Below are 24369 nucleotides of genomic sequence, written 5' to 3'. Positions count from 1 at the left end.
TGTTCAGACGGTGGGGACGAGCAGGGACGAGTACCACTGCGCGATGGGCGCTCCGGCGAAGACCGCGAGGAACGCGCCGGCGAGCATGTACGGGCCGAAGGGAATGCGGCTCTTGCGGTTGGCCCGGCGCAGCAGCATGAGCACCGCGGCGACGAGGCCGCCGAGCAGGAAGGCCGCGAACGCGCCGATGGCCACCGAGCTCCAGCCGAGCCAGCCGAGATAGAAGCCGAGCAGCGGGGCCAGCTTGAGGTCGCCGCCGCCCATCCCGCGCGGCATGGCCGCGAGGACGAAGTACCCGGCGTAGAGGACGGCCGCCGCGAGCAGCGCCCGCCCGGCCGTCGACCAGCTGCGCTCGGCGATCACCGCGGGGGCGAGCAGGACCAGGGCCACCGCGTACGAGGGCAGGACGATCTTGTCGGGCAGGCGCATCACGTCGAGGTCGATCGCGGCCAGCGCCACCGAGATCGCCGCCAGGTAGAGATAGGCGGGCAGTTCCCAGGAGAACCCGAACCGGGCCGCCACCGCGACGAACAGGACGGCGGTGCCGGCCTCGACGAGCGGGTAGCGGGGGCTGATCGGCGCCTCGCACGAGGCGCACCGGCCGCGCAGCATCAGCCAGCCCAGCACCGGCACGTTGTGCCGGTTGCGGACCTCGGCCCCGCAGGCCGGGCAGTGCGACCGTGGGTGCACCAGCGACTCGTCGCGGGGCACCCGGTAGATCACGACGTTGAGGAACGAGCCCACGGCGAGACCGAACAGGGCGACGGCGATGAGCATCAGCGGCATCGCGTTCCTCCTCGGCCTCTACGGGGTGCGCCGGGTGGCGCCGCTCGGCGCCACCCGGTCACGGGATGTCACTGACAGGTGGCGACGTCCGGGGAAGCTCCGGTGAGGGCCTTGACCGAGCCGCCGACCGCGCTGTTGTACACGTAGACCTTGCCGCTGCCGCCCTCGTTCTTGGCGCAGACGGTATAGCTTGCTGCCGTCTGGGCCGTGCCGGTGCCGGTCACCGCCGGCTTGTAGGTCATCGTGGTCTTGTCCGACAGGGTGATCCAGCCGGGCGAGCCGGGGGTGTTCGTCGCGCCGGTCGCGGTGTTCAGGCTGAAGCTCTCGACCTTGCTCGTCAGCGTGGTGGCCGTCGGGTACGAGTTGCCGTTGTCGGTGTACCACTGCTCGATCGTGCTGACCGCGCCGCGCACGTCGGACTGCGCGGACTTGTCCGCCGCTCCCTTGCGGTAGTTCAGATAGACCGGCACGGCGATGGCAACCAGCACGCCGATGATGACCACGACAACAAGGAGCTCGATGAGCGTGAAGCCTTCGTCGTCCTTCTTGTTGCGGAGCCGGGTGATGATGTCGTGCATTGGGGGTGCCTCCATGGCGTCAGGGTGGGGCGGGCGGGTGCTGCCGGGCGGGGGGCCCGTTCGGCCGGCGGGAGTCCGGCCTGGGTGGTGCGCAGTCAGTTGCTCTGAATGTTCTGATAAATGGTGAACATCGGTAGGTAGAGACAGATCACCATCCCGCCTACCACGGCGCCCATGACGAGCACCATGATCGGTTCGATCGAGGCGGTCAGGGATTCGGCGGCACTGTCGACTTCCCTGTCATAGAAATCGGCAACCTTGTCCAGCATCTGACTGATTTGGCCGCTTTCTTCGCCGACTTCGATCATCTGCGTGACCATGGTCGGGAAGATGGGGTGGTTGCGCAGGGCCGACGACATCGTGTGGCCGTCGCGGACGGCGGCCTGCACGTCCTTCATCGCCACGTTGATGACCTCGTTGCCCGTGGTCTCGCCGACCACGGTGAGCGCCTGCATCACCGGCACACCCACGTTGAGCAGCAGCCCCAGATTGCGGGCGAAGCGGCTCATCGCGAGCTTGCGGAACAGCGGGCCGAAGACCGGCGCCTTGACCTTGATGCGGTCGACCTTGAGACGGAACTCTTCGCTGGCGCGCATCTGCCGCTTGTAGAAGACCGATCCGCTGATGCCCACGGTCAGGATCAGCGGCCCGATCCACCACATGTTGTGGCTCGCGTCGACCAGGAACTGGGTGATCGCCGGCAGCTGGCCGCCGAGGTTGGCGAACATGGCCTCGAAGATCGGCACGATGAAGATCAGCACCGCGGCGATCAGCAGGAAGGTGAACGACAGCACGATCGCCGGATAGGTCATCGCGCTCTTGATCTTGCCCCGGAGCGCGGTGTCCTTCTCCAGGCTGTCCGCGATCTGCTCGAGAGCGCGGTCGATCATACCGCCGGTCTCCCCGGCCCGGACCATGGCGATCATGAGGCGCGGGAAGACCCGGTCGTGCTTGGCCATCGAGGACGACAGCGAGGTGCCCGCGGCCACGTCCGTACGGAGCTCGCCCAGCGCCTTCTTCAACGGCGGCGAGGTGCTCTGCTCCTCGAGGATGGACAGCGACCGCAGCAGCGACATGCCGGACGCGGTCATCGTGGCGAACTGACGAGCGAAGACAGCGAGATCCTTGAGCTTGATCCGGTTGCCGAAGCCCGGGATCTTGATCTCCATGTCGAGACCCTTGCCGGACTCCGTGAGCTCCAGCGGTGTCTCGCCGCGCTGCTTCAGCAGGTTGGTGGCCGCGGCCTCGTTCGGCGCCTCGACGGTGCCCTTGGCCCGGTGGCCGGCGCCGTCGATGCTGCTGTACCGGTAGACCTTGGTGGCCGGCATGACGTCAGCTCCGTCCCACGAGTCGCATGAGTTCCTCCTTCGAGTGGCAGAGCTCGAGGGCAGCCGGCAGCGTCACGACCTGCTCCCGCACCTTCTCGGCCAGGTGCTGGTCGAACGCGAGCATGCCGTCGCCCGCGCCGGCCTGCATGAACGAGGGGATCTGGTGCGACTTGCCCTCGCGGATCAGGCTGCGGATGGCCGGGGTCGCGGTCAGGATCTCGGCGATCACGACCCGGCCCTTGTTGTCCGCGCGTGGCGCCAGGGCCTGAGTGATCACACCCTGGAGCGAGGCGGCCAGCTGGGCGCGGATCTGCAGCTGCTGGTGCGGCGGAAAGATGTCGATGACGCGGTCGATGGTCTGGGTGGCGCTCTGCGTGTGCAGGGTGGCCAGCACGAGGTGACCGGTCTCGGCCGCGGTCAGGGCCGTGGCCGTGGTCTCCAGGTCGCGCAGCTCGCCGACGAGGATGATGTCGGGGTCCTGCCGCAGCGCGTGCTTGAGCGCCGAGGCGAAGGTCTCGGTGTCCGCGCCGACCTCGCGCTGGTTGACCACGCTGCGCTTGTGCGGGTGGAGGAACTCGATCGGGTCCTCGATCGTGACGATGTGGTCGGCCCGGCTGCGGTTGGCCAGGTCGAGGATCGAGGCCAGGGTCGTGGTCTTGCCCGACCCGGTCGGGCCGGTCACCAGCACCAGGCCGCGGGGCAGGTGGGCGAAGCGGGACACCGAGTCGGGCATGCCCAGCTCGTCCAGCGGCTTGATCTCGTGCGGGATGGCCCGGAAGACCGCGCCGCACGAGTTGCGCTGGACATAGAGGTTGCCGCGGAAGCGGGAGACGCCCACGATGCTGTGCGCGAAGTCGAGCTCCTGCACGCGCTGGAAGGTCCCCCACTGGTCGGCCGAGATGGCGGCCCGGCACAGCAGGGCGGTGTCGGCCGAGTTCAGGTTGCCGTAGCCCTCGATCGGGCGCAGCGAGCCGTTCACCCGGATCATCGGCGGGGTGCCGACCGTGAGGTGGAGGTCGGAGCCGCGCGACTCGACGAGCGTGACGAGCATCTGGTTGAGCACGGCCAGGCCGTCCGGCGCGGGCGCCGCTTCCTGGGGCGCCGCCTGCTGCGGCACCATCGTGTCGGTCTGGTACATCTCCACCGGCTCTCTTCGTCGGTTCGGGACGCCTCTTGTATTCGGCAACTTCCGGAGCCGGTTTAGGGGCTGTTCTGACGTTTTCGGGCGTTGCCCGGGCGTACGGGATAGGGTTTCGGGCCCTCAGATGGCGACCCGGGACACCTCGCGGACCGACGTGAGCCCGCCCGACGCCTTGGCCAGGCCGTCCGCGCGCAACTCGTACATCCCCTGGTAGAGGGCCACCTCGCGGATCTCGTTGGCCGAGGCCCGGCGAATGGTCAGCGCCTCGATCTCGGGGCTGATCGGCATGACCTCGTGCAGTGCGATCCGGCCGCGGTAGCCCGTGTTGGCGCAGTTGCGACAGCCCACGGGCCGGTAGAGCGCCTCGGGCACGGCCAGGTCCTCGAACGGCCAGCGCGCGCCGACGAGCTCCTCCTCGCTCGGCACGTACGCCTCCTTGCACCAGTCGCAGAGCCGGCGGGCCAGCCGCTGGGCCAGCACGCAGTCGAGCGACGACCCGACCAGGAACGGCTCGATGCCCATCTCGGTGAGACGGGTGACCGCGCCCGGCGCGTCGTTGGTGTGCAGCGTGGAGAGCACGAGGTGACCGGTGAGGGAGGCCTCGACCGCGATCTGGGCCGTGTTGCCGTCCCGGATCTCGCCGATCAGCACGACGTCCGGGTCGGAACGCAGGATGGCCGGCAGCACGGCGGCAAACGTCAGGCCGGCCTTGGCGTTGACCTGCACCTGGTTGACCCCGCGGAGGCGGTACTCGACCGGGTCCTCGACGGTGATCACGTTGACCTCGGGCTTGCTGATCTTGCCGAGCGTGGCATAGAGCGTCGTCGACTTGCCGGAGCCGGTCGGGCCGGTCACCAGCAGCATGCCGTGCGGCTTGGTGAACGACGCGGCGAACCGGTCCAGGTTGTGCTGGGTGAAGCCCAGCTTGTTCATGTCGAGGTCGATGCCGCCGGTGTCGAGCACGCGGAGCACGAGCTTCTCGCCCCACACCGTGGGCAGCGTGGCGGTTCGCAGGTCGACCGAGCGGTCGCGGATGAGCGCGGTGATGCGGCCGTTCTGCGGGACTCGCTTCTCGGTGATGTCGACGCCCGACATGATCTTGATGCGCGAGGTCAGCGCGGCCATCACGCCACGCGGCACGATGTCCACCTCGTGCAGCACGCCGTCGATGCGGTAACGCACCCGCATGTCGTCCTCGGTGGGCTCGAGGTGCAGGTCGGAGGCGCGGTTCATGACGGCCTGCTCGATCAGGCTGTTGACGTAGCGCACGATCGGGGCGTCGTCCGAGCTGGTCGCCTGCGCGGACATGCCGGTCTGCGACTCGGTGTCGGTCTCGGCCAGGTCGCCCAGGTCGCTCGACTCACGCTGCAGACGCTCGATGATCCGGCGGACCTCGCTGCGGGCCACCACGACCGGGCGGATGACCATGCCCGTGGCCGCGCGGACGTCGTCCAGCGCGAACACGTCGCCCGGGTCGGTGACCCCGACGACCAGCTCGCCGTCGGACATCGAGAGGCCGAGCACGCGGTGGCGCAGCACGACGGGCAGCGGGATCTTCTTGAGCGCGGCCGGGTCGGGCGTGAAGCTGACCAGGTCGACCGTGTTGATGCCGAAGGCCCGGGCGGCCGCGTCGGTCAGCTGCTCCTCGGTGACGACCTGGTCGTTGATGAGGACCGCGCGCACGGACCGGCCGCTGCGCTGTGCTTCCTCCGCGGCCGAGTCCACGGCCAGCGGATCGATCCCGATCTGCTTGAGCGCGTCGAGCAGCGGGCGGAAGGTCTGGTCCATGACATCCTCAGGTCGGCGACGGGTGTTCGCCTTACTGATCGGACATCACGGGTCAAAGCTAAGATGCGGAAAGTGAGGATACGGGTCGCATCGGTTGCCGGAAGGTTCTCCGGTACGCCGTCGGCGCCACCCCGATCGCGGCCTGCAGATGCTGCCGCAACGCGGTCGCGCTGCCCAGCCCCGAGCGGCGGGCGACGGTCTCGACTCCCAGATCGGTCGACTCGAGCAGCACTTGAGCATGCGCGATGCGTTGCCGCAGCAACCACTGCCGCGGGCTGGTGCCGGTCTCCTCGCGGAACCGCCGGGTGAAGGTCCGCACGCTCATCCGCGCGTGCTCGGCCATCTCCTCCAGGCTCACCGGGTCGGCCAGCCGGTCGAGCGTCCAGGCCCGGGTCGGCGCGGTGCCTGTGCCGTCGGAGTGCGGCACCGGCCGCTCGATGAACTGAGCCTGACCGCCGTCCCGCCAGGGCGGCAGGACGCAGCGCCGGGCCGCCCGGTTGGCGACCTCGGCGCCGTGGTCGTTGCGCACGATGTGCAGGCAGAGGTCGGCCCCCGCGCCCACGCCGGCCGAGGTGAGGATGTCGCCGTCGTCGACGAAGAGCACGTCGAGGTTCCACCGCACCTTGGGATACAGCCCGCCGATCCGCTTGCCCCAGAGCCAGTGCGTGGCCGCCGGCCGGCCGTCGAGCAGCCCGGCCGCGGCGAGCACCGAGGCGCCGGTGCAGATGGACACGATCCGGGCCCCGCGTGCGGCCGCGGCTCGCAACGCTTCCCGTACGTCCTCCCGCAGTGTCCCGTCGGTGACGGTGCTCCCGGCGTCGACGCCGGGGACGACCACCGTGTCGGCCGTCTCGAGCGCGCCGAGGTCGTGGTCGGGAACGATCGTGAAGCCGGACGTCGCGCGGACCGCGCCGGTGCCGCAGACCACCACGTCGTAGAGCCTTCGCTGGTCGGCATCGCGGGCCGCGCCGAAGACCTGCGTGGCCGCGCCTAGGTCGAAGGGAACCACGCCGTCGAGGGCGAGGACGGCAATCCGATGCGGCATGGCTTGATTCTTGCGCATGATGGCCTTCCGGCCACTCGTCCGTGCGGTCGGGAGTTCGCAGACTCTGTGGCGTGACCAAACTCCGCATCCATCCGGCCTGGCTGGTGGCCGTCGTCGCGTTCGTCGCGCTCGTCGGCGCGGCCGGCTTCCGGGCCACGCCGTCCGTCATGATCCGGCCGCTGCACGACGAGTTCGGCTGGTCGCTCGGCACGATCTCGGCCGCCGTCTCGGTCAACCTGCTGCTGTACGGCCTCACCGCGCCGTTCGCGGCGGCCCTGATGGAGCGGTTCGGCATCCGCCGCGTGATCACGGTGGCTCTGCTGCTCGTCGCGGCCGGATCGGGCCTGACCGTCTTCATGCGGACGAGCTGGCAGCTGATCCTGCTCTGGGGCGTGCTGGTCGGCCTGGGCACGGGCTCGATGGCGCTCGGCTTCGTGGCCACGATCACCGGCCGCTGGTTCGTCAAGCACCGCGGCCTGGTCACCGGGGTCCTCACGGCCGGCGGCGCGGCCGGCAACCTGGTCTTCCTGCCGGTGCTGGCCACCCTGACCCAGCACTCCGGCTGGCGGGCCGCCGCGCTCACCGTCACCGGGGCGGCGCTGCTGGTCGTGCCGCTGGTCTGGTGGCGGCTGCGCGACCACCCGGCCGAGCTGGGGCTGGGCGCCTACGGAGGCGTCTACGAGGAGCCCCAGCCGATCGCCCCGGCCGGCGCCGTCCGGACCGCCCTGCGAGCGCTCGGCCAGGCCGCCCGCACCCGGCCGTTCTGGCTCCTGGCCGGCGGCTTCGCGATCTGCGGGGCGACGACCAACGGGCTGGTCGGCACCCACTTCATCCCGGCCGCGCACGACCACGGCATGACCGAGACCACCGCGGCGAGCCTGCTCGCGCTGGTCGGCCTGTTCGACATCGCCGGCACCATCGCCTCGGGCTGGCTGACCGACCGGGTCGACAGCCGGATCCTGCTCGGCGCGTACTACTTCCTGCGCGGGCTGTCGCTGCTGGTGCTGCCGTCGCTCTTCGCGGCCACGGCCCACCCCAGCATGCTGGTGTTCATCCTGTTCTACGGCCTCGACTGGGTCGCCACCGTGCCCCCCACGGTCACGCTGTGCCGCGAGTACTTCGGCTCGAGCGGCGCTGTGGTGTTCGGCTGGGTCTTCGCCTCGCACCAGTTCGGCGCCGCGGCCGCGGCCACCGCGGCCGGCCTCGTCCGTGATCAGCTCGGCGCGTACACCTGGGCCTGGTACGGCGCGGGGGCGCTGGCGATCTTCGCCAGCGTGCTGAGCCTGATGCTCTTCGCCGGCAAGCGCCTCAAGCCGATCGCGCCCGGCATCGGCCTGGTCGGGCAGCCCATCCAGGCGTGAGCTGAGGCCGTCCCGCAAGGGGCTTTTGGAGCTCGGCCCAGGCGGAGTTCGGCCCAGCCGGCGGTCCGGGCCGAACTCCGGTGAGGTCCGAGGTGCGCGTGCCCGGAACCTATGACCGGCCCCCGTCGGCCGGGGCCGTTCCGGTGCGCCACCAGCGGCGCGAGGCCAGCCCGGCCAGCACCGCGCCGGTCGCGTTGACCAGGACGTCGTCCACCGAGGAGACCCGGTCCAGCCGCAGGACGTACTGGGCCGTCTCGATCAGGATCGAGCAGCCCGCCCCGAGGGCCAGGAGTCGCGGCAGCGAGGCCATGGCCGCGAACCGGATCGGGGCGAAGAACCCCAAGGCGGCCAGCACCAGCAGGTTGCCGCCGATCCCGATCGGCCCCATCGTGGCCAGGTCGCGCAGCGGCACCAGGCTCACCCGGCCCGGGACGATGCCGGCTCCCGACCCCGGCATCATGGTCATCCAGATGAACGGCGCCGTCCCGTAGACCATGGCCACCTCGGCCAGCGACTTCCGCACGGGCGTGAGGTCGCCCGGCGGGCGCCGCCGAGCCAGCGTCCGCGCCACCAGGGCGGCCACCGGCAGCCCGACCAGCGTCATCAGCACCACGCCGTTCTGGGTGTCGTAGCAGCCGCTCCAGTGCCCGGTCAGGCAGCGCGGGGCCGACATCAGCAGGGACCGCCGTACGGCGAACGCCCCGATCGCCACGACCAGCAGGATCAGGGCCACGAGCACGATCCGGCGCGTGCGGCGGGGCGGTGCGGACAGGGAGGTGCTCGGAGTCATGCGCCCCATTAGAGGCGGCCGGTTGTTGCCGCGGCGTAAGGAAAACTCGATATGCCCGCGATGTCCGGATCAGCGGTCCGCCAGGGTCGCCGTCTGGCGCTGGAGCAGACCGGTCAGCTCGGCGGCCGGCATGGGCCGGGCGAAGTGATAGCCCTGGGCCTCGGCGCAGGCCAGCTCGCGCAGGAGGCCGGCCTGCACCTCGTCCTCGACGCCCTCGGCGACGGGCGCCAGGTTGAAGGTACGGGCGATCTGCAGCACCGCCTCGGCGACCGAGCCGTTGGCCGTGGTCTCGCGCATCGCCTTGACGAACGACTTGTCGATCTTGACCACGTCGACCGGCAGGGTGCCGAGGTGGCTCAGCGACGAGAAGCCCGTGCCGAAGTCGTCGAGGGCGATGCGGACGCCGAGGGTCTTGAGCGATCCCAGGATGCGGGCCGACTCGGTCAGGTCGGTCAGCGCCGTCGACTCGGTCAGCTCGAGCACCAGCGAGTTCGGGGGCAGCCCGGTGTCGGCCAGCACCGCGCCGACCTCGTCGGTGAGCTCGGGGCTGGACAGCTGGGTGGCCGACAGGTTGACGTTGACCTTGAAGCCGGGGTTGTCGCGCTGCCACACGACGGCCTGGGCGCACGCCTCGCGCAGCACCCACAGGCCCAGACCGGGCATGAGCCCGAGCGTCTCGGCCAGCTCGATGAAGTCGGCCGGCGCGAGCAGGCCGCGCACCGGGTGCCGCCAGCGCACCAGGGCCTCGACCCCGACCGTGAGCTCGCCGTTCAGGGCGACGATGGGCTGATAGTGCACCTCGAACTGCATCTCGGCCAGGGCGCGGCGCAGGTCGGACTCGTCGCGGCGGCGCTGGGCGGCCTCGGCGAAGCGCACCGGGTCGAACCGGCGCACGACCCCCTTGCCGTCGTCCTTGGCGTGGTAGAGCGCCTCGTCGGCCTCGCGCAGCAGCGTGTCCACGTCGAGGGTGCCGCCCTGGGTGATCGAGATGCCGGCGCTGGCCCGTACGGAAAGGACCAGGTCGTCGACGGTGAGCGGCTTCTGCAGGTCGTGCAGGATGCGGTCGGCCACGGTGTCGGCGGTCTGCTCGTCGGCCAGCCGGGGCAGCAGCACCACGAACTCGTCGCCGCCGAGCCGCGACACCGTGTCGTTGGCGCGCACGTTCGCGTTCAGCCGGTCGGCGGTGGCCTTGAGCAGTTCGTCGCCGGCCGCGTGGCCGTACGTGTCGTTGACGGTCTTGAAGCCGTCGAGGTCGAACACGATGACGGCGGTCTTGGTGTCGTCCGCGTCCTCCAGGGCGTCCTTCGCGTGGTCCATGAACATCTGGCGGTTGCCGAGGCCGGTCAGCGGATCGCGGAACGCCTGGCGGGCCAGGATCGCGCGCTGCCGGGTCAGATCGCGCATCAGTCCCTCGTTGGTGTGCGAGCCGAGGAACTGCCGGATGAGGATGACGGCGGTGACGATCAGGATGAGCCAGATCGTCGCGGGTGAGCTGTTGCCCAGGGCGGTCTGCACGCCGGCCGCGATCACGGCCGCCGACACCGGGGCGTACTGGGCCAGCGGCCGGCGCCGGCTCAGTCTGGTCACGAGGGCGGCGGCAAGCACGACCGCGCCGAGCGTGAGACCCCGGCTCAGCGGGCCGGCCTGCGGGCCGAGCAGCGGTGACCAGGTCAGCGCCACAAGCGACGCGAAGATCATGACGATGTCCACACCACGTCGTACGCGGTTCAGGACCTTGCCGAAACGCCCCATGAAGCACCTCCGACGCGCCTCATCGGTCGCGCCTCGGGACACTTGAGCAGATTAAGAGGACGTTACGGTGGTCGTCAGGTCGGGTGACCGGTGGACCGAGCGACGGGGTGTGCGGCGGGCAGAGCGGGGACCGTGATCTCATAGGACGCCAACAGCACAAAAGTCGGCAACGGAGGACAAAGCTGTGGCGGGTGGAAATCTCGAGGACCGGCTCGCGGCGCTCAGCGCGACCGACGAGGACGGCCAGGACGTGCTCGACAGCGACACCGAGGGCTCCGGGGAGGCTCCCGGGGAACCGCCGGCGCCGGTCATGCCGTCCGCGCCGCCGTTCCCCACGTTCCAGAACACGCCGACGCTGCCGCACCAGCCGCCCGGCAACGGTTACGAGAGTGGGCGGGACAGCCGTGCCCGGTGACAAGCCCTCGCTGCCCCGGCGCGGTCCGGCGCCGGCGGTCGATCAGATGTCGAACGCCGAGCTGGCGCGCATGGTCGAGGCGGAACACCCGTACCGGGGCAAGGCGCTCTTCGAGCTGTCCGACCGGATTCCGCAAGACGACGACGCGGCGACCAAGGTGGCGATGCTCAGCCGGCTGAGCTCGCTGCGGCGGGCGCGCCTGTTCGACCGGGTCTCGCTGGCCTGGTCGGGGATCATCGCGTTGCTCGCGGCCGAGACCGAGCACTCACGCGCGGCCGCCTACGAGGCGTTCGGCGCTCTCGAGGCCGAGGAGCAGCGCGACATGCTCGACTATCTCGAGGTCTCCGCCATCGAACAGGCCCACCCACGCATAGCGTGAGCGGGCCCGGGGGTTCGTCGGGGTCACGCTTCGACGCGGACGTCCTTCCAGAAGGCGACGCGGTCGCGCACCGCCTTGGCGTCCGGCTTGGGTTCGGGGTAGAACCAGACGGCGTCGGGCGTCGTGTGCCCGTTCGCGGTCAGCGTGTAATACGAGGCCTTGCCCTTCCACGGGCAGATGGTGTGGGTGTCGGAAGGAACCAGCACGTCCTCACGCAGCGACTCACGAGGGAAGTAGTGCATTCCCTCGACGATCACGGTGTCGTCGCTCTCGGCGATCACTTCGTCGTTCCAGATGGCCTTCGGCATAGTCCGAACGTAGCGCGCCGAAAGCGAGGCGTCCGATATGCGAGGGTTAATCGCTATGGGGGGTGAAAGTTGCGACTCGCCCCAACATTGCCGCGCCGGTGTAAGAAGATCTAGAGTCGATCGCGACCCCCCTACCCCCTGACGGAGCGCGGCCGGTGAACGGTCTGAGCACGATGCCCACTACCGCTGAGCAGGCACGCCATGCGCTGCTGCTGCTCGGCGCGCCCGCCTCGGCCCGGCTGCTGGCCGACGTCCACGGCGCCCTTTTCGACAGCGACCTGACGGTGCCGGCCCTCGTCGGCCTGGTCCGCGACCCCGCCTCCGGCCTGTGCGCGGCGCTCAACCCCGATCTCACGCCCGCTCGCGGGCTGGTCGCGCTGGCCGAGTGGCCGCTCGAACGCCGCGTCGTCACGCCGGCCGGGCAACGGGCCGACGCGCTGGCCGCGGTGATCCGGGTGGCCGAGTTCGTGACCATCCGGCCCGGCGCCGGGCGGTCCGCGCACCTGCTGCTGCGGGCGCTGGCCGAGGGCGTACCGCATGGGCCCGAAGCCTCCGATCTCGCCGGCGCCGCTCGGCTGGCCCTGGCCGCGCCCGACCTCGTCGCGGCGGTCGCGGCCGAGGAGCCGGTGCGCGCGGCGGCGGTCGAGCGGGCGCGGGCGCTGTCCCCGGCTCAGCAGCTGCACGGGTTGCCGGCCGTGCCCCACCAGCGAGGCGGCGCGTGAGCCAGGTCGACCGGCTGCGCGGCTCCGCCCCGGGAAAGAGGCACAACGCCCGTACGGTGGCCGCGCTCACCGGCAACCCGGGCTGCACCCGCCGGGCCGTGCTGGACGCGGCCGGCATCGACAAGGTGCGGCTGGCCGAGCGGATCGGGTTCCCCGGCGCGTTCGGGCAGTCCCGATTCGCGCTGGCCCGGGGCAACGCGTTCGAGGCGATGCTCAAGGCGGACGACTGCGCGCTGCTGCGATCCACGCTCGGGGCGTACGTGGGGGGCTACGAGGATCTCGGCGCGGACGAGGACGACACGCTGTCGGCCCGGCACGCGCGGACGCGCTCGATGCTGAACGACGGCGCCGAAGGGCTGCTCGACCATCCCCTGCTGACCCTCGAGGTCGCGGGGCAGACGGTGTTCCTGGAGCCCGATCTGATCGCCTACCAGAACGGCTCGCAGCTCCAGGTCGTCGAGATCAAGTCGTTCGCGATCCTGGACGGGCAGGCCGACGGGACCGCCGTGTCGGCGGCGGCGGTGCAGGCGGCGGTCTACGTGCTGGCGTTGCGGCGGATGCTGGGCGACGACCGGGTCAGCCACGAGGTCGTGCTGGTCTGCCCTGAGAACTTCTCGCTGCAGCCGGTCGCGGTGGTGCTCGACGTCCGCAAGCAGCTGTCCACGCTGCGCCGGCAGTTGTCCCGGCTGGCCTCCGTGTCGTCGCTGATCTCGTCGCTGCCCGACGACGTGTCGTTCGACCTCGCCCAGCCGGTGCCGGCCCTGCTGTCGTCGCTCGACACGCTGACCGCCCGCTACGCGCCGGAGTGCCTGTCGACCTGTGAGATGTCGGTCTACTGCCGCCACGAGGCCGGCGGCCGGACGGCTGCGCTGGGGCGTCCCGTACGGGATGCTCTGGGCGGCCTCGAGACGGTGGACGAAGTGCTGGCCCTGGCCTCCGGCGCCCGTGAGCCCGACCCCGCGCAGGCCGAGGCGGCGGCGCTGTTGCGCGCGGCCCAGCGCCTGCGTGACGAGGCGCTGTGAGCACGCTCGTCGCCCTCGCCCGCGCGCACGCCCTGGCCGCCGGCCGGGCCCAGCCCATCGCGACCGTGCGCCACCTGCACGTGCACGACCGCCCGCTGGTGCTGATCCCGCTGGCCATGGCCGGCGAGGCCAACGCGCCGCTGGCCGCCCTGCTCGGCGACGACGTGAGCCGGCCGCGGCTGCTCGTGGTGGGTCAGCCCCGCAACCGGGACGAGCGGTTCGCGTTCACCGCCGACCTCGCCGACGCGGTCGTGCCGTACCTCGAGTCGTTCGCCGGCGCCACCGAGGCCGTCCCGGTCGACCGGGGCCGCGACGTGCGCCACCGGTTCGTCGACGCGCCGCAGGTGTGGGTGCCCAACCCCGGCGGCGCCGACTTCCTGCGGCTGCTCGGGCGGTCGACCCGCTTCCGCCGCGTCGACGGCGACCATCCCGTACCCCCGTCGGTGCCCAGGCTCGGGCAGTGGCTCACCTTCCTCGCCTCGTCGGCCGAGGTGCCCGGCTCGTCGCTCCTGGTCAACGCGGTGCAGGCGCTCGGATCGCACTGGGCCACCGGGCAGAGCGCCGCCGAGGACGCGCACTTCGGGTCGCTCTTCGCGTGGATCACCGACGGCGCCCGGGCGGCCCAGGAGGCCGAGAACGGCCCGGTGGCCGGCCCCGCCACCGACCCGGCCTTCGACAACGAGGTGCTGGCGCCGCTCATCGCGTCGCCGTCCCCGGCGATGGCCGGAGTGCTGCGCGACCTGCTGACACCGACCTGGGAACGGATGTGGAAGTCGATCGCGCTGCTCCGCGAGCTGCCGGTCGGCGCCCGGGTGGGCCTGCGCTGGGACAGCGACCGGGACGCCTACTCGGCCTTCGTCGAGCACCTGACCGAGGACGGCACGCCGCAACCTCGCCGCGACGGCGCGGTGGCCGCGGCCGCCCGGCTCCAGCGGCTCGAGAACGCGGCGGCGCGCTACGCCGTCCAGCGAGCCTTCGACGACCCGCTGGTGATGGCCGACCATCGACTGACCGGGGCGGCCTTCGGCGCCGAGGTGACGCTGGCCAAGGCCGACCGGATCGACGACAGCGGCAAGCGGCCGGTGCTCCGCCCCCGGATCATGGTCACGACGACCGAGACCGTCCGGGTCGAGCCGGGCGCGTCGCTCACCTCACCGGCCCGCCCGTCCCAGAAAGCCAAGGTCATCTCCGTGACGCCCGGCCCGGCCGGCACCGATGTGCTGCTGGAACTCTCCGGCGGGATGGGCCGCAAGCTGGTGGCCGAGCCCGGCAGCGTCCCGGCCGTGGGCGAGCGTCTCCTGCTGACGACGCTGAGCGAGGCCTACCGGCCGGGTGCGGCGTTCCCCGACCCGGCCGAGACACCGTGGACGCACGGCGGCCCGCCACCCCACCGCGAGGACCTGCCCGTCGCCTGACGCCGGGGAGTCACCTGTCCCTTGGGGTGCCGGGTTAGCTGTGGCTCGGGTGCTGGGCCGGTCATCCCTTGGGCGCTGGGTGAGCTGTCGCTCGGGCGCGGCGCGAAGCTACGTCTGCAGATACTGCTCGATGCCGTCGGTCATGCGGGCGAACTCGGCCTCCAGGTCGACGCCGTAGCGCTGCGCGAGCACGAGCACCGACCACAGACAGTCGGCGAGCTCGTGCCCGAGCTGCTCCCGGCCGCCGGGGATCTCGCGCACGCCCTCGGCCGCCATCACCAGCTTGGCCAGGTCTCCGACGTCGCCGACGAAGCCCATCATGAACTGGTCCGGCGTCCACGGCCGCCGGCCCGCCGCGACGTTGTGGCGGTCGTAGAGGGCGGCGGTTTCGAGAGCTCGTCCCTGTAGGTCCGCGAGATCCATGCGATTCTCCGATCTTCTGGCGCCTGATTTCCGGCTCCCGACTTTCCGGCGCGCGACTTTGGCTTCGGTTTCCTGGCGCTGCTTCTGGCGTCGGGTCTTACGGCGCGCGACTTCTGCTGTCCGCTCGTCCGGCGTCCGGCGTCCGGCGTCCGGCGTCCGGCGTCCGGCGTCCGGCGTCCGGCTTGCGGCGCGACTTCTGCTGTCCGGCGTCTGGCTCTCGGCACATGAGATTGCCGTCCGGCCTTCGGGGTGTCCGACTCCGGCGCGTGACTTTTGGCGTCCGGCCCCGGAGCGACTTCTACTTTCCGGCGTCTGGCTTTCTGGCGCGCGACTTCTAAGTCCGCCGTTCGGTCCGTGACTTTCACGTCCGGCCGTTCAGGAACGTTGCCACTCGCGTCCGATTTCTGGCGTCTGGTTTCGGCGCGCGACTTCTGGCGCCCGGCTTCTGCGGACGATTCTGGTGGACGACGTCGTCGAATGGATGGTGGCGATCTTGTCAGCGCACGCCGACGACGAGGAAGGCGATGTCGTCGGCGCGGCGTGGGGCCGCGTCGATCAGACGGGTGCACAGCTCGTCGGCCGGGAGGTCCGCGTTGCCGGTCAGGACGGAGCGGATGCGGGAGATGCCGTCGTCGATCAGATGGGCGGGGTGTTCGACCAGGCCGTCGGTGTAGAGCAGCAGCGTGCTGCCGGGGGCTATGCGGCGGTGGTGGGTGGCGCGCCGGTCGCGGGGGAGCAGGCCGAGCAGCGGTTCCGGGTCCTCCCACCAGATCTCCACCTCGCCGTCGGGGCGCAGCAGCACCGGCGGGGGATGGCCGGCGTTGGCGAAGGAGACCAGGTAGTCGTCGTGGTCGCGGCGCAGACGGGCCAGGACGGCGGTGGCCGCGGCCGGCACGCGCAGGCCGTGCAGGGCCCGGTCGAGCTGGGCGAGCAGCGGGCCGGGGGCGTCGTCGCGGCCGTAGGCGTCGCCGCGCACCAGGTTGCGCACCTGGCCCATGGTCGCGGCCGCCTCGATGTCGTGACCGGAGACGTCGCCGACGGCCAGCATCAGACTGCCGTCGGGCTGGGCGAAGGCGTCGTACCAGTCGCCGCCGACCGAGGCGCCGTCCTGGGCCGGCAGATAGCGGCCGTGCAGGTCGATCCCGTCCACCTGGGGCAGCTCGGGCAACATGCTGTGCTGCAGGACCTCGGCGACGTGGCGCTGACGCCCGAAGACCCGGGTGTTGTCGACGGCCAGCCCGGCGCGGCGGCCCACCTCGGCCGCGGTGCTCTGCTCGGCGTCGGTGAACGCGGGCCGGTCGGGCCCGTTGACCAGCAGCACGGCGCCGAGCACCCGCTGGTTGACGGGCGACACGATCGGCACGGTCAGGAACGACCCGAGGCCCAGCTGGTCGGCCAGATCGGCCAGCTGGGCGGCGTCGAGGCGGTCGCGCAACCGGTCGACGTCGGTCTCGTCCTGGGTGACCAGGCGACCCGTGTGCCGTACCGACCGGATCAGCGAGCGCACGTCGAGTTTCGCCGCGTGCGCGAGCTCGGCCAGGCGGCCGGCGGTCTCGGCGCGCGCCGGGTCGTGGTGCGCCGCGGACACGTGCCGGATCGCGCCGGACGGATCGGCGACCGTGATGAAGCACCAGTCGGACAGGCGGCCCGCGACCATGCCACCGAGCCGGTGCAGGGCCTCGTCGATGTCCATGGTCGCCGTCAGCGCCTCGGTCAGCTCGCCGAGCAGGGCGAGCTGGCTGTGGGCCGACTCGGCGGCCCGGCGGGCCTCGTCGGCGATCTCGCGCGAGATGCGCAGGCGCAGCTCCGAGCTGCACACCTCGCCGAGCTCGTCGAGCAGGACGAGCTCGCTCTTCGTCCACTTCCGGGGCTCGCGGTCCATGACGGCCAGCGTGCCCAGCACCAGCCCGTCGGAGTCGGTCAGCGGCACCCCGGCGAACGCGATCACGCCGAGATCGCGGATGGCCAGGTTGTCGCGCAGGCGCGGATCGAGCCGGACGTCGGGCACGACCACGGGCCGGCCGGACTCGACGACGTACCGGCTGAACGAATGGGTGAGGGGCATCTCCCGCCGGGTGGCGGCCGGCTCGGGCAGGCCGACCTGACCGGGCAGGTGCTGAAGGTCGGCCGAGAGCACGGTGACGAGGGCGACGGGGACGTCCACGAGCCGCTCGACGATCCCCGCGATGCGGTCGAACGCCGGGTCGCCGCCCGACCCCAGCCGGGCCCGCGCCACCGACCGCAGGCGGGCGGCGTCGGCCAGGACACCCTCGGGCGCCTCCGAAGCCAAGTCACCCCGCAGCAAAGTCGCCCCCCGGCTGGTCAGACCAGCCAGGTTACCGGGCCGCGACCACCAGCATCGAATGCGTGCGTCCCGTCACGCATCCGCCGTCAATCCCCGCCGGCTCAGGAACCGGGGGCGGGATCGGCGGCCGTGGTGAGGTCGGCGTCGGCGGCCATGGGGGCCCAGCGCTTGGCCCACGACTCGCGGGCCGCCTCGAAGGTCGCGTCGTCGACGCCGAACATCGACACGATCACCTCGAAACGCGCGGCCGACGGGTCGTCGAGCGGGATCCGGCCCGCGGCCACGACCAGGTGACCGTCACCGTCGACGGTCCAGGCCACGCGCAACCCGGACCGGTCCCACTCACCCGGCACCAGCGTCAGCGCCTGCCGTCCGGTGGTCTCCCCGGTCAGGTAGAGCGTCCGCCGACGTCCCTGTGGTCGCCGGTCGAGCAGAAACCGCAGCTGGATCAGGAAGGACCGCCAGCCCTCCTCGATCGCGTCGTAAATCTCCGGGCCGCCGCGTCCCGTACCCTCCCGGGCGACCCGCACCCGGGCGGAGTCGTCGTCGCCGGTGACCTCCAGGTACGACCCGTCGGCCCAGCCCATCCGCTCCGGCGCCGACAGGGTCGCCTCGTCCACGAAGATCTGCTTGATCTCGGCCGCGAGCCCGTCGTAGTCCCAGCCGAACCACTGGTGCAGGACTCCGGGCTGCGTGACGGACTCCCACGTCTCGTCCCGGCCCGCCGTCACGGAGATCTCCACCTCGTACGGCTTGAGTTGCCGCGCCTGGGTCATGCCGGTCCTCCGTTCCCGGCCGCCGCTCCGCGCCGCTCGGCCTGTCCGGTCATGACGGGGTCTCCTCGAGGAGACCGTTCGGGGATGCGGCCGGGCGCCGCTCGGTGCAGTGGGTCATGCCCCCATTTTTGGGGCAAGAGTGGTTTCACGCCACGTGGCGGTTCAGTTCCGGATCGAACGGGACACGACGGCCGGCCGTGAGACCGGAGCGGAGCGTGGCCCGGATCTCGGCCCGGCCCAGGCCGGCGAAGCGCGCGGCGTCCTCGAGCTCGCGTGTCGTCTCGCCGAGATCGAGCAGCCCGGCGCCGATGAAACGGCCGAGCGCGTACGCGGCGCGGTTGAGGGTGTCGTTGCGGGTGCCCACCGGAGCCCGGGCCACCCGGTCGGCCTCGGCGGCCAGGGCGGCCCGCGCGTATCGCGGCGGATGCGCGACCGGACGGTTGCCCGGCGCCGGTGCGGGTCCCTCGATCAGGGCGCGCAGGGTCGCGGGGCTGTCGGGCAGCGCCCTGTCCGGCGGCAGGATCCAGCGATAGTCGCTCCCGGAGGCGTGCCGCGACGGCGGGGCGACCACGTAGCCCCCGGCGCCACGCCAGTCGAGGCCGGGCAGCAGGCCCACCCGGTTGCCGGAGCCCAGGGGAGCGAACCAGAAATGCCAGCCGCCACCGCCCGTGCGGACCCGCGGACCGTCCGGCGGCTCGCCGCCGAGCAGGTGACAGAGCCCGTGCCAGCCCTCGACGGAGTCGACATCGGCGACGTCCATCGTGACGCCCGTGCGCAGGCCGATGTTGGCTCCCGGCCAGCGGGCCCACCACATGTCGATCAGCCGCGGGTCGGTGCTCGCCTCGGTGAGGCCGTGCCGCAGGTGGGGATGCTTGCCGGGGCGTGGGCAGGTGGCCCCCCGGGCGCAGGTGCAACCGCCGCGCGGGTCAGGGGCGTGCACCGGCAGGACCGGGATCCCGTGCCGGGCGTAGGCCAGGGCTGCGGTGAGTGACATTAGAACAAGCGTACGACAAATTCCTACACTCCCGTGCGGTCTCCGGACTCGAGGGCCCGCAGGACGTGCGCGATGTGGTGCGAGGTGCTCCACGACATCCAGCTGGCCGAGCTGCCCGCGCCGGGCGCGCTGCGGGCCCGGCGGGCGATCTCGGCGTCGCCCCACGAGAACCGGGCGCCCGCGGCCGGCCAGTGCGGTGAGCTGACCAGCGTGCGGCAGAGGTCGTGGCAGCGATCGTCGCCCCGCCCGCCGCGCCGGGCCCAGCGGTAGATCCACCAGTTGTGCTCGGCCGTGTAGCGCAGCGTGGGCAGCTGGCGATGCCGTTGCACGCCGCGGCGTCGTACGGGGGAGGTCACGCCGTAGTCGGCGTAGCCGATGCCGGGGACGTCTATCCGCGCCCAGACCCGGGCGTCGTGCCGGTCGATCGTCACCGGCTGGTCGGTGGGCAGCTCGTCGAGGTTGGGGGGCATCGCGCCGGACGCCACGCTGATCGAGCGCCACGGCCGCCCGCCGGCCCATCGCAGGATCCGCCGCAGCTGCTCCTCGAACCGGTCGGCGTGGGCCACGCAGGCCGTCTCGGCCAGGTCGATCAGCAGGTCGATCTCCTCGGCGTCGAGGCCCGCGCCGCGCAGCACCCGCTCGACGAGGACGTCGGCCTGCGCCGGGTTGGCCGCGTCGACGTGTGGTTGCAGCCGCAGAACCGCTCGGCGCAGATGCAGGCGGGCGGCGAGCCCGTGGGCGGCCAGGCGGCGCCGGCTCTCGTGCGCCCGGAGGACCGGGAGCATGGCCACCCCGAGGTCGGCCAGCTCCTCGGCCAGATCGAGCGACGGGGCCACGAGCGGATCGGTGGGCTCGGGCAGCTCGCCGAAGTCGACCGCGAGCACGCCGGTGCGCGGTGGCAACTCGCGGATCAACGGAAGAACGTCAGTGCCCTCGTCGAGCTCGAGGATCGGCAGGACCCGCCGGGCATCCCCGGCCGCCAGATGGGTCAGCGCCGCCAGCTCGCCGCGGCGGGGACGGAGGATCGGTCGATAGACACCGTCCTGCGTGGACCCCGCCGTCGTGAAGACCGCCATTGACTCAAAGTAGCGGTTCGTGTCGTCTAAGCGACACTCCTCTTGTGCAAATGGGCGAGAACGGCCTGATTCGCCTCCCAGCCGTCGGGAAACTTCACGGGCACGTTGAGGTGCACCGGCTCGGTCGACGGATGTGCGTCGAGCAGCTCGGCGATGCCCTCCCGGGCCACCACCACGCAGGCGTGCCGGTGCCGGGAGGTGAGCACGCAGAGGCGGCCGGACTCGAGATGGAAGGCCGTCGCGTCCTGCCGGCCGGACAGCGGGTGAAGCACGATCGTGAGGTCGTACTCCCGGCCCTGCAGCCGGTTGGCCGTGTCGACCGTGACGCCCCGGGCCTCGGGCGGCAGGAACGACCGGATGACCGCGGCCTGATCGCGGTGGGCCGCGCCGATGGCGATGCGGTCGGCGGTCAACGGGCCGGCGCCCGTCTCGGAACTGGCCACGGCCTCGCGGGCCAGCGCGCGGACGGCGAGCGCGGCACAGGCCGACGCGGCCTCGGCGTCGGTGCGGATCGTGAAGCGGCCCGGCAGCTCGTGCAGGCCCCAGCCGGTCGCGGCGGCCACGTCGAGCACGTCGTCGAGCGCCTCGCCGGATCGCCGCCCGAACCGCAGGGAGCGGTCGCCGGGGCCGGTGCCCGATCGGAAGCCGGTGAACGGGTAGAACGCCTCGGCCACGACCGGGGCCGCCGTGGAGGGCAGTCGCCACGAGACGGGGAGCCGATGGACGGGCAGGTCGGGGTTGTGGCGCAGCAGCACGGCGACGGCGCTCTGCATCGGATCCCAGGACAGGCCCGTCCACCGTTCGACCTCGACGGTCGAGAACGGGTCGAGCTGACCGGGGTCGCCCACGAACAGCGCCCGGACGAAGCGGGGCGCCACGCGGAGCAGCGCGTCGGACCGCATCTGGTAGGCCTCGTCGACGATCGCCCAGGGCCAGGCGCCCTCGGTCACGGTGGCCCATTTCGCGGCCGTGCCGATGGTGACCGCCGGATCGCCCAGGTCGGCCACCTTGGCGCCGACCCGGCACCGCGGATGGTCGCGCACCCGGTCGCTCGGCTCGTAGTCGACCGCGGACAGCCGGCCCACCGGCACCTCGGGCGACTTGGCGCCGAGCCGCGCGATGAGGTCGTCGACCTGCTCGTTGGTCTGCGCCACGATCATCAACGGCTCGCCCGCCGCGGCGAGCTCACCGGCCGCCCGCACGACCAGCGTCGACTTGCCCGCACCGGGCGGTGAGTCGACCACGACGCCGCGATGATCGCCCGTGCGCAGGTCACGCAGGACGGCATCGACGACGAGTCCCGCCTCGGCGGCCGGGCTGAGTTGCTGTTCCAAGTCCACCGGGGCACCGTAGCGCCCGCCACCGACAGTTCGGCGGCTGCTGTGGACGGCCACCCGCCGGCGGGTGAGTGAATGCATTCAGCCGGTCCGGCCGACGAGGACCGCCGGCGAGCCGACAGGGGGGTCGGTGCCCCGCGGTCGTGGGACTGACAGGAATCCGACAGCGTTGTGTCGGCCATGCGTTCGCGCTTTCTGGGCGGGGTGGTCGACGGGGGTCGTGGTTCGCCGCCGGCGGGAAGCGCCTGATCTTGGCCGTGAGAGGGATCACCTACGGTCGGCCGGGTTCCCGTGGTTGCCTTGGTGCAGGTGGAACACTATGGATCGTCACTGTGAGTGGATGTTTCCGTCGTGGTCACCACTACGAAATATCCGAGTGATTTACTGAACTCGCAGGGTGAGAAAGCGAAGCCGACATGCAACTTGCACGCGCGGTTCGCCGTGCAAGTTGCATGTTTTCGCAGCCCTGCTAGCTGCTGCTCCATCGTCGTAGCAACCCTTTGATCGCTTCGTTGGATTTCATTCACGGGCGTTTTTGGGATCTAGGAAAGTGGACTCTTCCAGTCGATCACCGGAAGTGGAACTCTTCTAGCCAGCAGTAACGCCAGCGACACGGACGGTGGTGGTAACGAATGCGCCCAGACGTTCTGGTCGGTCCGAGCGAGTGGGTGGTCGAACAGTTCGGTGACAAGGTTGCCGGCGAACTGTGGACCCGAGTGCCCGAAGCGCTGAGTACGGCTATCGAGCGCGAGATTCACGCCCACCCCGCGATGACGCAGACGATGGAACGAGTGATCGCGAACCCGCGGTGGCCGCTCGCCTATGAGGAACTGGTTCTCTTCCTCGGCTCACTTCCCGGTGCGGAGATCATCTCTGTGCCCAAATCGGTCTACCAGCTGGTCGTGATCAACGGGCACGTGGTCGTGCCCTGGTGCTACGGGCAGTCCGCACACGACTCGATGCTGGACGCGCCGGTCGGGCGCTCGTTCGGCCGGCTCGCCCGGGAACTGCTGCGCCGGTTCGGCCCCTCCTGGCGTCGGTCGCAGGCCGAGGCCCCCCTGCCGCTCGACGCCGTCGACGAGCGCGAGGTCGCCAAGATCTGCGCGGCCATCGCCCGGATCGACCCCAAGCCCGAGGTGATCATCGCCGGCTTCGCCGGGGCGCCCAACATGGGTCTGCTCCGCGCCTGCCTCGGCGAGATCAAGTCCACCGACAACGGCTCTCTCAACTGGAGCCATGTCGATGACCTGCCGCTCCCTCCGCCGGTCATCCCACGCCCGCGCCGCATGCAGTTCCCCTGACCGCACTGATCATTCGACGCGCACCCGGCAGCAGCGGGGTGCGCGTCCTGGTGACTGGCGCGCCCTCGGCCACTGATCGCGCCGCGCCGCGCGCGCCGCACGCCGGACGCCGCACGCCGGACGCCGCGCGCCGGACGCCGCGCGCCGGACGCCGCACGCCGCACGCGGCGATCGGCCGGTTCGCAGTTCGCTCTCCCCCGGCCCGGGGATCAGTTGGTGCCGGGGTGGGGGACCAGGTAGGCGGTCGAGAAGGGCTCGTGCCGGGCGCGCATGTCGGCGTAGGCGGTCAGGATCAGGGGACTGACGACCACGCCGGTGGCCACCGAGAACATGGCGGACAGGACGGCCCCGGCCACGCTGAGCGCGGTCACGGCTCCGGTGGTCGGGCTGAGGATCGCGGTGAAGATGGCCTCGATCACGATGAACCCGAGGTAGACGCCTACGACGGTGGCGATGCGGGCTACCGAGGCGCCGAAGTCGGCGTGGAACAGCCGGAAGGCCCGGCCGACTCCGGCGCCGCGCTCGAGCAGGATGATCGGCGGCAGGATCAGGAAGACGATCGCCGCGTAGAAGCCGGGCAGGAAGCAGAGGACGAAGCCCAGCAGGACGACCAGGCCGGCCACGATCTGCCAGCCCAGCATGGCGGGGAAGCGGCGCAGTCCGGCGAGCAGTGCCTGACCGGCGGAGACGGGCCGGCCGGTGGCCCGCTGGACCAGCACGTCCAGCGTGGCCAGCTGGGCGATCACGGTGAGCAGCACGGCGATCAGCGTGAAGGGCAGCACCAGGAGCAACGGTTCGAAGGTCTCGCTGAAGTCCGGTGGCGTGGTGGAGTTGAAGGTGACCGTCTGATCCGGTGTGTAGAGAGTCGCGAAGACGCCGGCGACGACCAGCGGGATCGCCCAGAGAAGCTGTACCTGCACCATGGGCTGCCAGGCGACCGACAGCAGACCGAAGCTGCGCCGCCACCAGCCGGCGAAGTCGGCGCTGACCAGGGGGTCGTCGGGGCCGGCGTAGTAACCGGCCGGCAGCTGGTAGCCGGGGCCTCCGTATCCGGCCGGCGGATAGCCGGGCGCACCGTAGGGGTCGTGACCGGGCATCCCCTGCTGCGGGTCGCGGTACGCCGACCAGGGGTCGTGACCGGGCGGCACCTGGTAGTACCCCGGCGGCTGCTGCTGCGGCGTGAGAGGGTCCCGGGCGTCCGGGCGGTCCTCGTCCGGCGTCTCGGGTGCCTTGTCGCTCACGTCTTCCCCGCTCTTCTTGATGATCAGCGGCGACACCATAGCCGTCGCCGGGATGCCGTCGCCTCCCCCGATCGGCACACCGGGGC

The 24369-nt window shown here is 71.5% G+C and carries 23 protein-coding genes; 7 read left to right on the top strand and 16 right to left on the bottom strand.

What is annotated here, in order from left to right; translation table 11 throughout:
- Nucleotides 1-3 precede the first annotated feature (3 nt).
- From HJC40_RS12065 to HJC40_RS12040, 6 genes are all read right to left on the bottom strand, one after another.
- Nucleotides 4-786 carry an A24 family peptidase gene (locus HJC40_RS12065; protein ID WP_250000977.1) on the bottom strand — a complete coding sequence of 261 codons (783 nt, stop codon included), beginning with the start codon at nucleotides 784-786 and terminating at the stop codon, nucleotides 4-6.
- 68 nt (nucleotides 787-854) lie between these two features.
- Nucleotides 855-1379, bottom strand: a complete 525-nt coding sequence (locus HJC40_RS12060; protein WP_374271610.1) for a type II secretion system protein — start codon at nucleotides 1377-1379, stop codon at nucleotides 855-857.
- Nucleotides 1380-1459: 80 nt separating this feature from the next.
- Nucleotides 1460-2692: a type II secretion system F family protein gene (locus tag HJC40_RS12055; protein ID WP_250000976.1), complete on the bottom strand. Its 1233-nt coding sequence runs from the start codon at nucleotides 2690-2692 to the stop codon at nucleotides 1460-1462.
- Between the two features lie 4 nt (nucleotides 2693-2696).
- Entirely contained in the window at nucleotides 2697-3830 is a 1134-nt protein-coding gene (locus tag HJC40_RS12050; protein WP_250001554.1) for a type IV pilus twitching motility protein PilT, read from the bottom strand.
- Nucleotides 3831-3953: 123 nt separating this feature from the next.
- Nucleotides 3954-5621 carry a GspE/PulE family protein gene (locus HJC40_RS12045; protein WP_250000975.1) on the bottom strand — a complete coding sequence of 556 codons (1668 nt, stop codon included), beginning with the start codon at nucleotides 5619-5621 and terminating at the stop codon, nucleotides 3954-3956.
- Nucleotides 5622-5679: 58 nt separating this feature from the next.
- The gene (locus HJC40_RS12040; protein WP_250000974.1) at nucleotides 5680-6666 is read right to left on the bottom strand and encodes a GlxA family transcriptional regulator; all 987 of its coding nucleotides are present in this window, start codon (nucleotides 6664-6666) and stop codon (nucleotides 5680-5682) included.
- Between the two features lie 71 nt (nucleotides 6667-6737).
- Between HJC40_RS12040 and HJC40_RS12035 the strand changes: the two genes are divergently transcribed.
- A complete protein-coding gene (locus HJC40_RS12035; RefSeq protein ID WP_250000973.1) occupies nucleotides 6738-8027 on the top strand; it encodes an MFS transporter in 1290 nt (429 codons plus the stop codon).
- Nucleotides 8028-8136: 109 nt separating this feature from the next.
- Here the strand turns inward: HJC40_RS12035 and HJC40_RS12030 are convergent, their stop codons facing one another.
- Complete coding sequence (locus tag HJC40_RS12030) at nucleotides 8137-8817, bottom strand: VanZ family protein (protein ID WP_250000972.1); 681 nt, start codon at nucleotides 8815-8817, stop codon at nucleotides 8137-8139.
- 69 nt (nucleotides 8818-8886) lie between these two features.
- Nucleotides 8887-10569, bottom strand: a complete 1683-nt coding sequence (locus HJC40_RS12025; protein WP_250000971.1) for a bifunctional diguanylate cyclase/phosphodiesterase — start codon at nucleotides 10567-10569, stop codon at nucleotides 8887-8889.
- Between the two features lie 184 nt (nucleotides 10570-10753).
- Here HJC40_RS12025 and HJC40_RS12020 point away from each other — a divergent pair, with 184 nt between their 5' ends.
- Nucleotides 10754-10984 (top strand): hypothetical protein, encoded by a 231-nt coding sequence (locus tag HJC40_RS12020; protein ID WP_250000970.1) that lies wholly within the window; start codon nucleotides 10754-10756, stop codon nucleotides 10982-10984.
- The gene (locus HJC40_RS12015) at nucleotides 10959-11363 is read left to right on the top strand and encodes a hypothetical protein (protein WP_250000969.1); all 405 of its coding nucleotides are present in this window, start codon (nucleotides 10959-10961) and stop codon (nucleotides 11361-11363) included. The genes HJC40_RS12020 and HJC40_RS12015 overlap by 26 nt, the downstream gene beginning before the upstream one ends.
- A 23-nt stretch (nucleotides 11364-11386) precedes the next feature.
- Here HJC40_RS12015 and HJC40_RS12010 read toward each other — a convergent pair whose 3' ends face one another.
- On the bottom strand, nucleotides 11387-11671 hold the full coding sequence (locus HJC40_RS12010) for a DUF427 domain-containing protein (RefSeq protein WP_250000968.1): 285 nt from the start codon (nucleotides 11669-11671) through the stop codon (nucleotides 11387-11389).
- A 173-nt stretch (nucleotides 11672-11844) separates the two neighbouring features.
- Between HJC40_RS12010 and HJC40_RS12005 the strand changes: the two genes are divergently transcribed.
- Genes HJC40_RS12005 through HJC40_RS11995 form a run of 3 tightly spaced genes read left to right on the top strand, consistent with a single transcriptional unit; the run spans nucleotide 11845 to nucleotide 14830 of the window.
- Entirely contained in the window at nucleotides 11845-12393 is a 549-nt protein-coding gene (locus HJC40_RS12005; protein ID WP_250000967.1) for a hypothetical protein, read from the top strand.
- On the top strand, nucleotides 12390-13415 hold the full coding sequence (locus tag HJC40_RS12000) for a hypothetical protein (protein ID WP_250000966.1): 1026 nt from the start codon (nucleotides 12390-12392) through the stop codon (nucleotides 13413-13415). The genes HJC40_RS12005 and HJC40_RS12000 overlap by 4 nt, the downstream gene beginning before the upstream one ends.
- The gene (locus tag HJC40_RS11995; protein ID WP_250000965.1) at nucleotides 13412-14830 is read left to right on the top strand and encodes a hypothetical protein; all 1419 of its coding nucleotides are present in this window, start codon (nucleotides 13412-13414) and stop codon (nucleotides 14828-14830) included. The genes HJC40_RS12000 and HJC40_RS11995 overlap by 4 nt, the downstream gene beginning before the upstream one ends.
- Before the next feature lie 108 nt (nucleotides 14831-14938).
- On the opposite strand, the gene HJC40_RS11990 is transcribed toward HJC40_RS11995, so the two are convergent.
- The 6 genes from HJC40_RS11990 to HJC40_RS11965 all read right to left on the bottom strand — a co-directional run bounded on the left by HJC40_RS11990 (nucleotide 14939) and on the right by HJC40_RS11965 (nucleotide 21744).
- Entirely contained in the window at nucleotides 14939-15253 is a 315-nt protein-coding gene (locus HJC40_RS11990; RefSeq protein WP_250000964.1) for a MazG nucleotide pyrophosphohydrolase domain-containing protein, read from the bottom strand.
- Nucleotides 15254-15749: 496 nt separating this feature from the next.
- Entirely contained in the window at nucleotides 15750-17543 is a 1794-nt protein-coding gene (locus tag HJC40_RS11985; RefSeq protein ID WP_250000963.1) for a SpoIIE family protein phosphatase, read from the bottom strand.
- 116 nt (nucleotides 17544-17659) lie between these two features.
- Entirely contained in the window at nucleotides 17660-18334 is a 675-nt protein-coding gene (locus tag HJC40_RS11980) for an activator of HSP90 ATPase (protein ID WP_250000962.1), read from the bottom strand.
- A gap of 145 nt (nucleotides 18335-18479) precedes the next feature.
- Nucleotides 18480-19328: a bifunctional DNA primase/polymerase gene (locus tag HJC40_RS11975; protein WP_250000961.1), complete on the bottom strand. Its 849-nt coding sequence runs from the start codon at nucleotides 19326-19328 to the stop codon at nucleotides 18480-18482.
- A gap of 23 nt (nucleotides 19329-19351) precedes the next feature.
- Nucleotides 19352-20404, bottom strand: a complete 1053-nt coding sequence (locus HJC40_RS11970) for a beta family protein (protein WP_250000960.1) — start codon at nucleotides 20402-20404, stop codon at nucleotides 19352-19354.
- Between the two features lie 26 nt (nucleotides 20405-20430).
- The gene (locus HJC40_RS11965; RefSeq protein WP_250000959.1) at nucleotides 20431-21744 is read right to left on the bottom strand and encodes an AAA family ATPase; all 1314 of its coding nucleotides are present in this window, start codon (nucleotides 21742-21744) and stop codon (nucleotides 20431-20433) included.
- 629 nt (nucleotides 21745-22373) lie between these two features.
- Here HJC40_RS11965 and HJC40_RS11960 point away from each other — a divergent pair.
- Entirely contained in the window at nucleotides 22374-23042 is a 669-nt protein-coding gene (locus tag HJC40_RS11960; RefSeq protein WP_250000958.1) for a hypothetical protein, read from the top strand.
- A gap of 209 nt (nucleotides 23043-23251) precedes the next feature.
- On the opposite strand, the gene HJC40_RS11955 is transcribed toward HJC40_RS11960, so the two are convergent.
- A complete protein-coding gene (locus HJC40_RS11955) occupies nucleotides 23252-24361 on the bottom strand; it encodes a hypothetical protein (RefSeq protein WP_250000957.1) in 1110 nt (369 codons plus the stop codon).
- Nucleotides 24362-24369 lie beyond the last annotated feature (8 nt).

Origin of the sequence: Actinoplanes sp. M2I2 (assembly GCF_023544445.1) — a bacterium.
Classification (GTDB): domain Bacteria; phylum Actinomycetota; class Actinomycetes; order Mycobacteriales; family Micromonosporaceae; genus Actinoplanes.
The sequence above is the reverse complement of the archived record's forward strand: the minus strand, read 5'-3'. Positions and strand labels throughout refer to the sequence as shown.

Bases quoted from the DNA above. Each gene is read 5' to 3' on its own strand.
- HJC40_RS12065 (WP_250000977.1), bottom strand. From the start codon at position 786: ATGCCGCTGATGCTCATCGCCGTCGCCCTGTTCGGTCTCGCCGTGGGC.
- HJC40_RS12060 (WP_374271610.1), bottom strand. From the start codon at position 1,379: ATGGAGGCACCCCCAATGCACGACATCATCACCCGGCTCCGCAACAAG.
- HJC40_RS12055 (WP_250000976.1), bottom strand. From the start codon at position 2,692: ATGCCGGCCACCAAGGTCTACCGGTACAGCAGCATCGACGGCGCCGGC.
- HJC40_RS12050 (WP_250001554.1), bottom strand. From the start codon at position 3,830: ATGTACCAGACCGACACGATGGTGCCGCAGCAGGCGGCGCCCCAGGAA.
- HJC40_RS12045 (WP_250000975.1), bottom strand. From the start codon at position 5,621: ATGGACCAGACCTTCCGCCCGCTGCTCGACGCGCTCAAGCAGATCGGG.
- HJC40_RS12040 (WP_250000974.1), bottom strand. From the start codon at position 6,666: ATGCCGCATCGGATTGCCGTCCTCGCCCTCGACGGCGTGGTTCCCTTC.
- HJC40_RS12030 (WP_250000972.1), bottom strand. From the start codon at position 8,817: ATGACTCCGAGCACCTCCCTGTCCGCACCGCCCCGCCGCACGCGCCGG.
- HJC40_RS12025 (WP_250000971.1), bottom strand. From the start codon at position 10,569: ATGGGGCGTTTCGGCAAGGTCCTGAACCGCGTACGACGTGGTGTGGAC.
- HJC40_RS12010 (WP_250000968.1), bottom strand. From the start codon at position 11,671: ATGCCGAAGGCCATCTGGAACGACGAAGTGATCGCCGAGAGCGACGAC.
- HJC40_RS12005 (WP_250000967.1), top strand. From the start codon at position 11,845: ATGCCCACTACCGCTGAGCAGGCACGCCATGCGCTGCTGCTGCTCGGC.
- HJC40_RS11990 (WP_250000964.1), bottom strand. From the start codon at position 15,253: ATGGATCTCGCGGACCTACAGGGACGAGCTCTCGAAACCGCCGCCCTC.
- HJC40_RS11980 (WP_250000962.1), bottom strand. From the start codon at position 18,334: ATGACCCAGGCGCGGCAACTCAAGCCGTACGAGGTGGAGATCTCCGTG.
- HJC40_RS11975 (WP_250000961.1), bottom strand. From the start codon at position 19,328: ATGTCACTCACCGCAGCCCTGGCCTACGCCCGGCACGGGATCCCGGTC.
- HJC40_RS11970 (WP_250000960.1), bottom strand. From the start codon at position 20,404: ATGGCGGTCTTCACGACGGCGGGGTCCACGCAGGACGGTGTCTATCGA.
- HJC40_RS11960 (WP_250000958.1), top strand. From the start codon at position 22,374: ATGCGCCCAGACGTTCTGGTCGGTCCGAGCGAGTGGGTGGTCGAACAG.